At 66.5% G+C, this 12,246-nt stretch carries 13 protein-coding genes; 8 read left to right on the forward strand and 5 right to left on the reverse strand.

What is annotated here, in order from left to right:
* The first annotated feature begins 19 nt into the window (after positions 1-19).
* The 8 genes from map to C5O27_RS09420 all read left to right on the forward strand — a co-directional run bounded on the left by map (position 20) and on the right by C5O27_RS09420 (position 8,822).
* Positions 20-814 carry a type I methionyl aminopeptidase gene (gene map / locus C5O27_RS09390; protein WP_127962573.1) on the forward strand — a complete coding sequence of 265 codons (795 nt, stop codon included), beginning with the start codon at positions 20-22 and terminating at the stop codon, positions 812-814.
* 101 nt (positions 815-915) lie between these two features.
* On the forward strand, positions 916-1,047 hold the full coding sequence (locus C5O27_RS23130; protein WP_279636570.1) for a hypothetical protein: 132 nt from the start codon (positions 916-918) through the stop codon (positions 1,045-1,047).
* Complete coding sequence (locus C5O27_RS09395; protein ID WP_244216623.1) at positions 1,044-2,306, forward strand: alpha/beta hydrolase; 1,263 nt, start codon at positions 1,044-1,046, stop codon at positions 2,304-2,306. Before C5O27_RS23130 ends, C5O27_RS09395 begins: the two co-directional genes overlap by 4 nt.
* Before the next feature lie 2 nt (positions 2,307-2,308).
* A complete protein-coding gene (locus C5O27_RS09400; RefSeq protein WP_127962574.1) occupies positions 2,309-4,402 on the forward strand; it encodes a bifunctional lysylphosphatidylglycerol flippase/synthetase MprF in 2,094 nt (697 codons plus the stop codon).
* Positions 4,403-4,532: 130 nt separating this feature from the next.
* Entirely contained in the window at positions 4,533-5,450 is a 918-nt protein-coding gene (locus C5O27_RS09405; protein ID WP_006360190.1) for a carbohydrate ABC transporter permease, read from the forward strand.
* Positions 5,447-6,283 carry a carbohydrate ABC transporter permease gene (locus C5O27_RS09410; protein ID WP_127962575.1) on the forward strand — a complete coding sequence of 279 codons (837 nt, stop codon included), beginning with the start codon at positions 5,447-5,449 and terminating at the stop codon, positions 6,281-6,283. Before C5O27_RS09405 ends, C5O27_RS09410 begins: the two co-directional genes overlap by 4 nt.
* Before the next feature lie 52 nt (positions 6,284-6,335).
* A complete protein-coding gene (locus C5O27_RS09415; RefSeq protein WP_006360188.1) occupies positions 6,336-7,652 on the forward strand; it encodes an ABC transporter substrate-binding protein in 1,317 nt (438 codons plus the stop codon).
* Between the two features lie 57 nt (positions 7,653-7,709).
* Entirely contained in the window at positions 7,710-8,822 is a 1,113-nt protein-coding gene (locus C5O27_RS09420; protein ID WP_127962576.1) for an ABC transporter ATP-binding protein, read from the forward strand.
* Here the strand turns inward: C5O27_RS09420 and fdhD are convergent.
* The 5 genes from fdhD to C5O27_RS09445 form a co-directional block, all read right to left on the reverse strand.
* Entirely contained in the window at positions 8,812-9,669 is an 858-nt protein-coding gene (gene fdhD, locus C5O27_RS09425) for a formate dehydrogenase accessory sulfurtransferase FdhD (RefSeq protein WP_006360186.1), read from the reverse strand. The genes C5O27_RS09420 and fdhD overlap by 11 nt on opposite strands.
* A 16-nt stretch (positions 9,670-9,685) precedes the next feature.
* Complete coding sequence (gene dtd, locus C5O27_RS09430; RefSeq protein WP_127962577.1) at positions 9,686-10,135, reverse strand: D-aminoacyl-tRNA deacylase; 450 nt, start codon at positions 10,133-10,135, stop codon at positions 9,686-9,688.
* A 54-nt stretch (positions 10,136-10,189) separates the two neighbouring features.
* On the reverse strand, positions 10,190-10,690 hold the full coding sequence (locus C5O27_RS09435; RefSeq protein ID WP_075863935.1) for a hypothetical protein: 501 nt from the start codon (positions 10,688-10,690) through the stop codon (positions 10,190-10,192).
* A gap of 146 nt (positions 10,691-10,836) precedes the next feature.
* Positions 10,837-11,580: an SIMPL domain-containing protein gene (locus C5O27_RS09440; protein WP_075863934.1), complete on the reverse strand. Its 744-nt coding sequence runs from the start codon at positions 11,578-11,580 to the stop codon at positions 10,837-10,839.
* Positions 11,577-11,969: a phage holin family protein gene (locus tag C5O27_RS09445; protein WP_127962578.1), complete on the reverse strand. Its 393-nt coding sequence runs from the start codon at positions 11,967-11,969 to the stop codon at positions 11,577-11,579. Before C5O27_RS09445 ends, C5O27_RS09440 begins: the two co-directional genes overlap by 4 nt.
* Between the last annotated feature and the right edge of the window lie 277 nt (positions 11,970-12,246).

Below are 12,246 nucleotides of genomic sequence, written 5' to 3' on the forward strand. Positions count from 1 at the left end.
CCCGAGACTGCGTCCGCTGATGGGTTTTCGTAAACGCAAGCGCGTTCCGTTCCGCTCCGCCGGCGAACTGGATGCGATGGCAGCAGCGGGCGCAGTCGTCGGATCGGCCCTCGTGGCCGTCCGCGCCGCCGCGAAGGCGGGGGTCAGCACTCTTGATCTCGACGAGGTCGCGGAGACCGTGATCCGCGAGGCCGGGGCCGTTCCCTCGTTCAAGGGCTACCACGGTTTCCCCGGATCGATCTGCAGCTCGGTCAACGATGTGGTGGTCCACGGAATCCCGTCGGCCGATGTCGTTCTCGCCGAAGGCGATCTGGTGTCGATCGACTGCGGCGCCGTCCTCGACGGCTGGCACGGCGACTCGGCCTGGACCTTCGGTGTCGGAGAGTTGTCGCAGGCCGATGCGGAGCTGTCCGAGGCCACCCGGCTCTCGATGGAGGCCGGTATCGCCGCCATGGTCGACGGCGCCCGCCTGACCGACATCTCCCATGCGATCGAACTCGGTACCCGCGCCGCCGAGGAGAAGTTCAGCCGTCCCTTCGGCATCGTCGACGGGTACGGCGGTCACGGCATCGGCCGGGAGATGCACATGGACCCGTTCCTCGCGAACGAGGGCGCGCCGGGCAAGGGCCCGCTGCTGGTGATCGGGTCGACGCTCGCGATCGAGCCGATGCTGACTCTCGGCACCGTGGACACCACTGTCCTCTCCGACGACTGGACGGTCGTCACCGACGACGGATCTCGCGCCGCCCACTGGGAACACACGGTCGCGGTCACCGCAGACGGTCCGCGGATTCTGACTCCCCGCTCGGAATGAGGTTCTCGCCCTCTGGGTGTTGAACGCCGCCATCGGCCCCCCGCTGTCGGCGTCCCGCAGTGCTAACCTGGCCGGGTCATCTGCTCGGGAGGTCCATGGCGATGGGTGATGCCGTAGGTCTGTCGATCATCGGCGGCTGGATTCCGCTGACGGTGACGGTCCTCGGTGTGGTCGCGGTCCTCTGGCTGATTCTCTCGCCCCGGAAGCGCCATCTGTCGTGGTGGTTCCGGTGACAATTGCCGTGACAGTCGTGCTGGCCCTGCTGGTGCGTCGTTTCATCGAACATTCCTGGGGCGAATCGGTTCCCGTGGCGGTGTGCGCATGGGGTGCGGCCGGCGTTCTCGGCCTGCTGCTGTCGGTGCCCCGTCTCGTCGCCGGACGCGGCGTCGTCCAGAGATCTGTGACCGTACTGGCCGCAGTGCTGGCTGTCGTGCTCGGGCTCTCGCACGTCAACACGTTCTATGCCTGGTACCCGACCGTCGGTGCGCTCATTCACGACGAGGGTGCCCCGACCGTCTCGGTGGCGCAGGTCGCTCACCATCAGCGAGTCGTCGATCTGCCGGAGTGGCGCCCGTCCCGCGACATCGGACGTCACGGGAGGATTCTGACGGCCGGGATTCCCGGTAGCGTTTCGGGTTTCCGAGCCAGACCGGCCAAGGTCTACCTGCCGCCGGCCGTCTTCGATCCGGTCTCACCTCGGCTTCCGGTCCTGGTCTTGCTGGCCGGTCAGCCCGGTTCGCCGGAGGATTGGCTGTTCGGGGGCCGGCTGGCGGCGACCATGGATTCCTATGCGAGCGCTCACGACGGCCTGGCACCGATCGTGATCCTGGCCGACGGCACCGGCAGCATCTTCGGCAACCCGCTCTGCTTGGATTCCCGGCTGGGGAGGGTCGCGACATATCTGACCGACGATGTCGCGAGCTGGGCGCGCAGGACACTTCCCGTCGCCGAGACGGACCGGCGGGCGTGGGCCATCGGCGGGCTTTCGTACGGCGGCACGTGCGCACTTCAGCTGGCCACGACCCGTCCGGGGATGTACCCGACGTTCCTGGACCTCTCCGGCGACGCCGAACCGTCTCTCGGTTCCACGAAGACCACGGTCGACGCCGCGTTCGGGGGCGACGCGGCGGCCTTCCGGGCGGTGACACCTCTCCATCTGTTGGCGAGCCGGCGCTACCCCGACTCGGCGGGGGCGTTCGTCGTCGGACGCGGTGACCGTTCCACCCGGCCGGCGGTGGTGACGTCGTACCGGGCGGCGCGGGCGGCCGGCATGGACGTCCACTACTCCGAGGTTCCCGGTGGGCATACTTTCACGGCGTGGGCGGTTGCTCTCCGGCAACAGACGCCATGGCTCGCCCAACGTCTCGGGCTCGGGCCACCCGGACAGCCGACGCATGGTCCACTTGTGCGCCGAAATCGCCCGGGGCGCATCGAATACGGGACATTGCCGAACAAGGAGGCACTGCGGGGCAGCGCGCCGTCGTACGGTTGACCATGCACTTCGACGTGTCGTGGTCCTCTGCTGTCCGCCGGTTGCCGTTCACCGCCGCGCTCGCCATCGCGCTTGCGGTCGTCGGGGTGGCGACCGGGTCGCTCTGGAGCCGGGCGAACGACAAGGCCTGGTATCACGAGGTGGCCTTCGGTCTGCCCGCTCTGCGTGAGGGCAAGTGGTGGACGCCGATCAGCTCCGCCTTCGTCGAACCCGGCCCGTGGCTGTACGTCATCGCGTTCGTGGTCGTGATCGTCGGAATGGGTTGGGCCGAGTGGCAACTGGGCACCGTGAAGGCGATCCTGGTCGGCGTCGGCGGCCACCTCGTCGCCGGCTTCCTGACCGTCGGTCTGCTGTGGCTGTTGTCGACCGAGGTCACCTCCTGGCGGTGGGCCGAGGAGCTGGCCGATTCGCGGGGGACCGGTGTCGGCGCCCTGGTCGTGTCCGCGGTCGCGGTGGCCTCGGCGACCGTCCGGTCACCGTGGCGCCTGCGCGTGCGTGTGCTGATGGGTGCGGTTGTCGCCATCGCCTTCCTGTTCCAGGGGACGCTCGCCTCCGTCGAATACGTTCTCGCAGCGGTCATCATGCTGGTGATCGGGGAGAAGTTCTTCGCCACCAAGGAACGTGGCTACATGCCGCGCACTCGGCGTGAGGTCCGGATGCTGGGCTGTGCCGCGCTGCTGGTGATCGCGGCGGCGAACCTGATGGTCTTCCTGTTCCCCGGGGACGGCCCGCTGGGCCCGACCGACGCGGGCGACGCCTCCGTGTTCACCATGCTGATCGGTCTGGTGATCAACGTGCTGATCGCCGACCAGCTGCGGCGGGGAAAGCGCTGGGCCTGGTGGGTCGCGGTCGTGATCGGCGCAGTGAACGTCGTCGCGACGGTGTTGACGGTCGTCCTCGTCATCTTCACCGACGTCTCCACCGAGGGGGCGGTGACACTGGGAACCACATTGCTGTGGGCGTTGTTGCTCGCCATCCTGATCCCCGGCCGGTTCGCGTTCGCCGTCCCGTGGCGGGTGCGGCATGTGGGCGCGGGAGATGACGCCGACGCCGACCCGGTCGACCGGGTCAGGGCGCTCCTGCGTGAACACGGCGGCGGCACGGTGTCGTGGATGACGACCTGGCCCGGGAACTCCTATCAGTTCACCGGCAGTGCGGATGATTCCGCGGGGCAGTCGGTGGTCACCTACCAGAACCACGTCGGGACCCTTCTGGCACTGGCAGATCCGGTGTGCGCACCGGAGCGGGGCAAGGCGGCGGTCGACGCCTTCATCGAGCTCGCGGAGCGATCCGGTGCGACGCCGTGCTGGTTCTCCATCGGGTCGTCGACATCGGAGATCGTCACCGAACGCGGCTGGCTCAGCGTGCAGATCGCGGAGGACACGATCGTCGACCTGCCCGGCCTCGAGTTCAAGGGCAAGCCGTGGCAACACGTGCGGTCGGCGATGAACAAGGCCGGCAAGCAGGACATCTCGATGAAGATGGTGACGCTCGCCGACGAGTCCTTCGCCGTGCGTACCCAGGTCCGCGCCATCTCCGAGGAATGGGTGGGGGACAAGGGCTTACCGGAGATGGGTTTCACGCTCGGCAGTGTGGAGGAGGCGATGGACCCCGCGGTGCGGGTCGCCCTCGCCGTCGATCCGGACGGCAACGTCCACGGTGTGCTGTCGTGGCTCCCCGTGTACGGGCCCGGCGGCGGGGTTGCGGGTTGGACCCTCGACATCATGCGGCGCCGGACCGACGGTTTCGGTCCCGTCGTCGAGTACCTCATCGCCTCCTCGGCTGTCGCGTTCAAAGACGAGGGCGCACAGTTCATCTCGCTGTCGGGTGCGCCGCTGGCCCGCACCGGGGATTTCGATCCCGAGCCGCTCGACAAACTGCTCGACGCGCTCGGCGCAGCGCTCGAACCTTACTACGGCTTCCGGTCGTTGCACACGTTCAAGAAGAAGTTCAATCCGCGCTACGAGCCCGTGTACCTGGCTGTTCGCGACGAAGGTGATCTTCCCCGCATCGGTTTGGCCGTATCGCGCGCCTATCTGCCCGACGCCACCGCCGGGCAGTTGCTCAAGCTCGCGGCGGCCGGCAAGGAGGCGTAGGCCGCCCGGCAACCGGTCCGCTCGACCTGGACGACCGTACCGGTTGTGACACCCACCGGACACCCAGTTGTCACCGGATCACCCCCGACTCGTTCGCGGGATGTCCGAATCGATCTGAATACTCCCCCGGGTGCCCGCGGTCACCGAACGAGTCCTTCCCCAAGTGGGGCGCCGACGTCCGTGGCGCACCTATGCGCTCTTTCTGGCGATCGTGGGCCCCAATCTCGTGCTCTTGGGGGTGTTCACCTACCGTCCCTTGATCGAGAACATCCGAATGTCGTTCTACGACTGGAACATCTCGTCGCCGGGGGCAACCTTCATCGGGTGGTCGAACTACCGGGAGTGGGCGACGCGCTCCGATACCTGGACGATCGTCTCGAACACCGTCGTCTTCACCGTCGTCGCGGTGGCGGGAAGCATGCTGATCGGACTGGTGCTCGCCATGCTGCTCGATCGGGCGCTCCGAGGTCGAAACCTGGTGCGTTCGGTGGTTTTCGCGCCGTTCGTGATCTCCGGTGCGGCGATCGGCATCGCGTTCCAGTTCGTCTTCGATCCGCATTTCGGTCTCATCAACGACCTGATGACCCGATTCGGCCTCGGCTCGGCACCGGACTTCTACCAGCAGCCCGGCTGGGCGCTGTTCATGGTGACGGTCACCTATCTCTGGAAGAACATCGGCTACACGTTCGTCATCTACCTGGCCGCGTTGCAGGCGCGACGGGTCGACCTCGACGAAGCCGCCCAGATCGACGGTGCCAGTGCGGCAACCCATTTCCGCCGGGTGCTCTTGCCGCAGCTTCGTCCGACGACGTACTTCCTGTCGATCACCGTGATGCTCAACTCGTTACAGGTCTTCGACATCATCAACGTGATGACGCGGGGAGGGCCTCTCGGTAACGGCACCACCACGATGGTCTACCAGGTCTACGAGGAGTCGTTCCGCAACTTTCGAGCGGGCTACGGTGCCACGGTCGCGACCATCATGTTCGTCGTCCTGCTGGTGATCACCGTTGCGCAGGTGCGTGTCATGGATCGGGAGAGTCGATGAACGACGTGAGCAGGCATCGTCTGGTGACCGCCTGCGGCTACGCGGCCATGGTGCTGGTGGTGGTCGTGGTGGCGCTGCCCTTGGTGTGGATCGTCCTGGCGTCGTTCAAGGACCGCTCCGAGATCTACGTCCAGCCGGCGGTCTGGTGGCCGTCCAGCTGGCACCCCGAGAACTACACGGAGGCAACGACATCCGTGCCGTTCGGGCAGTTCCTGCGGAACTCCGTCATCGTCACGTGTGTCCTGACCGTGGCGAAGTTCGTCCTGGGCGTGCTCAGCGCCTACGGGCTGGTGTTCTTGCGGTTTCCCTTCAAGAACGTCGTGTTCATCCTCATCATCGCAGCGCTGATGGTGCCCAATCAGATCACCGTCATCACCAACTATTCCCTGGTCGCGCAACTCGGCTTCCGGAACACCTTCATCGGCATCATCCTCCCGCTCGCCGGTGTCGCCTTCGGCACCTTCCTGATGCGCAACCACTTTCTGTCCATCCCCGCCGAGATCATCGAGGCCGCTCGGATGGACGGCGCGGGTCATGTCCGGCTGTTGCTGCGGGTCGTACTGCCGATCTCGATCCCGACCATGGTCGCATTCGCGCTCATCACCCTGGTCAACGAATGGAATGAGTACCTGTGGCCGTTCCTGATGGCCGACGACTACTCGGTGGCAACGCTGCCGGTAGGTCTCACGCAGCTGCAGAACAACGACGGCGTCACCAACTGGGGACCGGTGATGGCCGCGACCGTCCTGGCGATGCTCCCGATCCTGATCGTGTTCCTGGTACTGCAACGCCAGATGATCAAGGGCCTGACCTCCGGTGCGGTCAAAGGATGACCAGCACGGGCTCCACGTATCCGACGAACAACGAACAAAGGGGTATGACACCATGACCGATCTCTCGCGCCGGGGCTTTCTCGCCGCGGCAGCCGCCGCAGCCGCCGGTCTCACTCTGGCCGCCTGTGCCGGTTCCGGAGACAGCGGGGGCGATTCCGCCGGCGGAGACGCCAACACCCTCACCTTCTGGTCGAATCACCCCGGTAAATCGGCCGATGTGGAGAAGGAACTGATCAGCCGGTTCGAGGCCGCCAACCCCGACATCAAGGTGAAGCTCGTGGACGGCGGCAAGAACTACGAAGAGGTCGCCCAGAAGTTCAATGCGGCGCTCTCCGGCGGATCGGTGCCCGACATCGTCGTCCTGTCGGATGTGTGGTGGTTCAACTTCGCTCTGCAGGGCGCGATCACGCCGCTCGACGACCTGTTCGGCAAGGCCGGGGTCAACACCTCGGAATATGTTGCCTCGCTGGTCGAGGACTACAACTGGAATGATCAGCACTGGGCGTTGCCGTACGCCCGGTCGACGCCGCTGTTCTACTACAACAAGGACGTGTGGGCGAAGGCCGGACTGCCCGATCGCGGTCCGGCCAGCTGGCAGGAGTTCGGTGAGTGGGGTCCGCGGATCCAGCAGGTCGTCGGCTCGGGCAAGAAGGCCCACGGCTGGGGTAACGCCACCGACTACCTGGGCTGGACCTTCGAGGGTCCCACCTGGACCTTCGGTGGTGCCTACTCCGACCGGTGGGACCTGAAGTTCACCGATCCCAAGACGATAGAGGCCGCGCAGTATCTGTCCGACTCGATCAACAAGGACAAGTACGCCGCGATCTCCAACGACATCGCCGCCGACTTCAGTGCCGGGATCATCGCGTCCACCATCGCGTCGACCGGTGACCTCTCCGGTGTCACCAAGGATGCCAAGTTCAGCTTCGGCACGGCCTTCCTGCCTGCGCCGGACGGAACAAAGGGCTGCCCGACCGGCGGCGCCGGCCTCGCCATCCCGGCGAAGATCTCCGATGAGCGGAAGGTGAACGCGCTCAGGTTCATCGACTTCTTCACCAACACCGCCAACACCGCGTACTTCTCGCAGAACGTCGGTTACATGCCGGTGCGGACCGGGGCGGCCGACGACCCGTCGATGAAGAAGTTCCTGGCCGAGAACCCGAACTTCAAGACCGCCATCGAGCAGCTGCCGAACACCAAATCGCAGGATTACGCCCGGGTGTTCCTGCCCGGCGCCGACAAGGTGATCGGCACCGGCTACGAGCAGATCGGTCTGCGCAACGCCGATGTCACCAAGACCCTCGGCGATGTGCAGCAGCAGCTGCAGCGGATCTACGACGGACAGATCAAGTCCAAGCTGCCGAACTGATCACGCACCCCGTAACCATCTCGGACAGCAAGACACAGGGCAGGATTCGATAATTTCATGGCTTCAGTGACCTTCGACGCGGCGACCCGGCGGTTCGCCGACGACCTACCACCCGCGGTGGATTCGCTCGATCTCGACGTCGCCGACGGCGAGTTCATGGTGCTCGTCGGCCCGTCGGGTTGCGGTAAGTCGACCAGCCTCCGGATGGTCGCGGGCCTGGAGTCGGTCGAATCGGGGGCCATCCTGATCGACGGCGTCGACGTCGTCGGGATGGCCCCCAAGGCGCGCGACGTCGCAATGGTGTTCCAGAACTATGCGCTGTACCCGAACATGACGGTCGCCGACAACATGGGCTTTGCCCTCCGCAACGCCGGTATGAGCAAGCCCGACACCGGCAAGCTTGTGGCCGAAGTCGCCGAAATGCTCGACATCGCACATCTTCTCGACCGGAAGCCCGCCAAACTGTCGGGGGGACAACGGCAGCGGGTGGCGATGGGACGTGCGATCGTCCGGCGTCCCAAGGTCTTCTGCATGGACGAGCCGTTGTCCAACCTCGACGCGAAGCTGCGGGTCAGCACCCGCGCGCAGATCGCCGCGATGCAGCGGGAACTGGGTGTCACGACGCTGTACGTGACACACGACCAGATCGAGGCGATGACCATGGGACACCGGGTGGCCGTCCTCGACCATGGTGTGTTGCAGCAGGTGGGCACTCCGCGGGAGATCTACTCCAGGCCGTCGAATCTGTTCGTCGCATCGTTCATGGGGTCGCCGCAGATGTGTCTGATCAACGGCCGCATCGACGACGGTGTCGTGCGTCTGGGCGCGGCACACCTACCGGTGCCCGACTCCGTCCTCGCCGCTGCGAACTCCGCGGAGGTGGTCGTCGGACTCCGCGCCGAATCGTGGACGGTCTCGACGGTCTCGCACGACGGGGCGCTGCGCGGGACGGTTGATCTGGTCGAGGAACTCGGCGCCGAACAGTTCGTCTACTGCAGTGCCGATGTCCCGCTGCGGAACAGCCGTATCGTCGTTCGCGTCGACCATCGACGCACGATCGATGTCGGTGACGTGGTCGGTCTGGTGCCGGAGCCCTCCGAGACCTACTGGTTCGACCCGGTCACCGGTGCCGCACTCGACGATCCGCTGCGCCACGACCTCAACTCGTGACGATCCCGGCGTGTTCGTCGACGGCGACGACCCGATCCGGCCGCGTATAGACCACCATCGACTCGCCGCGGGAGAACCCGATCAGGGTGATGCCGAGCTCGTCGGCGAGATCGGCGGCGAGCGAGGACGGCGCCGACACCGCGCTCAGCATCGGGATGCCCGCCATCGCGGCCTTCTGCACCAGTTCGAAGCTCGCCCGGCCGGAAACCTGGAGGACGGTGCCGGTCAACGGGAGTCGGTCGGCGAGGACCGCCCAGCCGACGACCTTGTCGACGGCGTTGTGCCGGCCCACGTCCTCACGGACGACGAGCAGTTCGCCGTCGGCGTCGAAGAGCGCCGCCGCGTGGAGCCCGCCGGTCTTGTCGAAGACGTCCTGCTCGACGCGTAGACGGTCGGGGAGACCCAGCAGCGTGTCGACGTCGACGGTCAAGGTGTCAGCCGCCGGGTCGTGGGCCGACGCGGTGTGGACGGACTCGATGCTGTCCTTCCCGCAGACACCACAGGCACTGGTCATGGTGTTGTGGCGGACGACGCCGGATGCGGGCGGCCGAACGTGGGCGGCCAGCGAGACGTCGACGACGTTGTAGGTGTTCGCGCCGGTGGAGTCGGTACCCGCGCAGTACCGCGCGGTGGAGTAGTCGCTGCCGGCGATGATGAGACCCTCGGAGACGAGGTATCCGGCCACGAGTTCGAAATCGTGGCCGGGGGTACGCATGGTGACGCTCAGCTGCCGACCGCCCACGCGGATCTCCAACGGTTCCTCGACGGCGAGGGTGTCGGCACGCTGCGTCGGGGCCGCATCGCGTCGGATGCGGGTGACGCGGCGTCGTGCGGTTATTCGTCCCACGGTTCGACCCTAGTCGTCAGACGTCGAGGATCAGGGTGACCGGTCCGTCGTTGACCAGGCTCACCTGCATGTTCGCTCCGAACCGGCCGGTGGCGACGGTTGCCCCGGCGGCGCGCAGGGCGTCGGCGACCGCGTCGACCAGCGGCTCGGCCGCCGGGCCCGGCGCCGCGGCGTTCCAGGACGGGCGTCGTCCCTTGGCGGTGTTGGCGTACAGCGTGAACTGGCTGATGACCAGGATCGGTGCGTCGATGTCGACGGCCGCCTTCTCGGGTCCGTCGTCGCCGTTGAAGATCCGCAGGCGCCAGATCTTGTCGGCGAGCCTCGCGGCGTGGTCGGGGGTGTCGTCGTGGGTGGCGCCGACGAGGGCGACGATGCCGGACCCGCCGGCCGGGATGTCGAGTTCGCCGACGATCTCACCGTCGACGCTCACGCGAGCTTGACTGACTCGCTGGATGACGGCTCGCACCGACCCAGGATGCCAGGCTGAATGGTCCCTTACCGGAGCAGGTGGGCGACGGGGCTACTTGATCTCGATGTCGCCGTCGAACTCGTAAGGAGTCGCCGCGGGCTTACATCCGCTGAACGAACCGGTTGGTGCAGGACCGTTCACCCCGACCTTGCTCGGATCGCCCTTTCGCACCGTGATCTGCACGGCGAGCGCGTCCTGCAACGGGGCGGGGATCAGATTCGGGTCGGTCGCGCTGATGGGATAGACCAGGGACGCGGTGTCGCCGTCGGTGTGGATGCAGGTGATCGGTCCCTTGACCTTGAACGGCAGGGGATTGTCGTCGTCGCCGGCCAGCAGCGTGGCTTCGTAGGTGCCGGTGGTCTTACCCTCCGCGTTCGTGGCGCCCACGGCCTTGATCGCGAGGAGGTCGAGGTCTGCGATCTCGAGTTCGCCCTCGATCATCAGCGACTTGGTCTGAGCGGCATCGGCCGGTGCCGAGACCGCCAGTGTTGCGAACACTGCGGCGGCCGCCAGGGCGGTGGTGCTGAGAGCGCGTGCTCGGAAACCCGTCATGACTATCTCCTTCGGTCGACCGTGGTCGGGTACCCAGGGGCGGACCCTGAAAACCATCCCCGAAGTACGCCCTCCACAGACCGTCCGACGACACTGTGCCGCCGGCGGCGCTGCCGAGGGTGCCTCTGAGGGGCGCTTCTCAGCGCTCAGTTGAGCCCGAAGGTCACCGTGACCGTGAAGGTCAGCTCCTGCTCGCCGGGCTCGATGGGCACGGGCGACGCGGCGACGTCGCGCTCGAAGGTGCCGGGAGAGGCGGGCTGTTCCTGACCGCTGGTCGTCTCCTTGATGGTCAGCACCTTGCCGAGTGAGTCGTCGGCAAGCGAGGCGTACTGCTCGGCGCGGCCGCGGGCGTCGTCGAACGCCGCTTCCCGGGCCTCCTTGAGGAGCTGCGAGTCGTCGTCGATGGTGAAGGAGACGTTGCTGATCCGGGTGTTGTCGCCGCCCGCGGTGGCGGCTGCGCTCAGGACCGTGGAGGCTTTGGAGATGTCGCGGATCGTGACGCGGATGGAGTTGGTCGCCATGTAGCCGCTGATCTGACTGCTGCCACCGGGGGCGGGACTGGAGTACTGCGGGGTCACCGACACCTGCTGGGTGGCGACGTCCTTGCGTTCCACGCCTGCGTCGACGACGGAATCGGTCACCGCGCGCACCTTCTCGCTCGTCTCGTTCAGTGCGGTCGTCACGTCGCCCGCGGTCGCCTCGACGCCGATGTCGGCGCGAAGGGTGTCCGGCGCGCCGCTGACCTGTCCGGTGCCGACGACGGTGACCGACCGCTGTTGGTCGACGGCGCCGTCGCTGCCGCACGCCGCGAGCGTGAGGGCCAGCGCCGGGACGACGGCCACGACCCCGATGCGCCGGAGGCCCTTCAGGGTCCTCGTCACCGTGCTCATCGGTCCACCGGGTCCCGCATCAGCAGCCCGAGCAGCCAGCCGACGACCGACACGACGATCGCGCCGAAGATCGCCGACCAGAAGAAGTCGTCGACCTCGAGACCCCAGTGCGTGGTGTTCCGGGTGATCCAGGCGGTGATCTCGAGCATCAGCGCATTGATCACGATGTGGATGAGCCCCAGCGTCAAGATGTAGAAGGGGATCGAGATGATCTGCACGATCGGCTTCACGAACGCATTGAGGACGCCGAAGATGACCGCCACGACCAGCGCGATCCCGACCTTCTCTGCAGTCGTCGACCCGCCTACGAACTCGATTCCCGGGACGATCAGAGTCGCCACCCACAACGCCACCGCGGTGCACACGGTGCGGACCAGAAATGCCAGCATGCGCAACAGTCTGCCAGTACGACCGTGCCGGAAACGTCCGTCTGATGTGCGAGTCGGGCGGAATGCGGTGGCCGACCGGCACGCATTTGGACTGTTCCCGCAGTTCGCGTAACATAGATCGTCGGTGCGTCTCGCGTGCCCGCATCCGCGTGTCCCCACGCGGATCGGAGCGCTCGCACCGGGTGTTGGTCCTCGCCGAGCGGTGACCACACCTTAACGGACAAACACTGATTCAACCGGGCCAACGACGCAGCACCACCCGGGTGTCGCGGAAACG

The organism is Gordonia alkanivorans (assembly GCF_004011905.1).
GTDB classification, from domain to species: Bacteria; Actinomycetota; Actinomycetes; order Mycobacteriales; family Mycobacteriaceae; genus Gordonia; species Gordonia alkanivorans.

Bases quoted from the DNA above. Each gene is read 5' to 3' on its own strand.
- C5O27_RS09445 (WP_127962578.1), bottom strand. From the start codon at position 11,969: ATGCTGGCATTTCTGGTCCGCACCGTGTGCACCGCGGTGGCGTTGTGG.
- map (WP_127962573.1), top strand. From the start codon at position 20: ATGGGTTTTCGTAAACGCAAGCGCGTTCCGTTCCGCTCCGCCGGCGAA.
- C5O27_RS09415 (WP_006360188.1), top strand. From the start codon at position 6,336: ATGACCGATCTCTCGCGCCGGGGCTTTCTCGCCGCGGCAGCCGCCGCA.
- C5O27_RS09435 (WP_075863935.1), bottom strand. From the start codon at position 10,690: ATGACGGGTTTCCGAGCACGCGCTCTCAGCACCACCGCCCTGGCGGCC.
- C5O27_RS09420 (WP_127962576.1), top strand. From the start codon at position 7,710: ATGGCTTCAGTGACCTTCGACGCGGCGACCCGGCGGTTCGCCGACGAC.
- C5O27_RS09440 (WP_075863934.1), bottom strand. From the start codon at position 11,580: ATGAGCACGGTGACGAGGACCCTGAAGGGCCTCCGGCGCATCGGGGTC.
- C5O27_RS09410 (WP_127962575.1), top strand. From the start codon at position 5,447: ATGAACGACGTGAGCAGGCATCGTCTGGTGACCGCCTGCGGCTACGCG.
- C5O27_RS09400 (WP_127962574.1), top strand. From the start codon at position 2,309: ATGCACTTCGACGTGTCGTGGTCCTCTGCTGTCCGCCGGTTGCCGTTC.
- C5O27_RS23130 (WP_279636570.1), top strand. From the start codon at position 916: ATGGGTGATGCCGTAGGTCTGTCGATCATCGGCGGCTGGATTCCGCTG.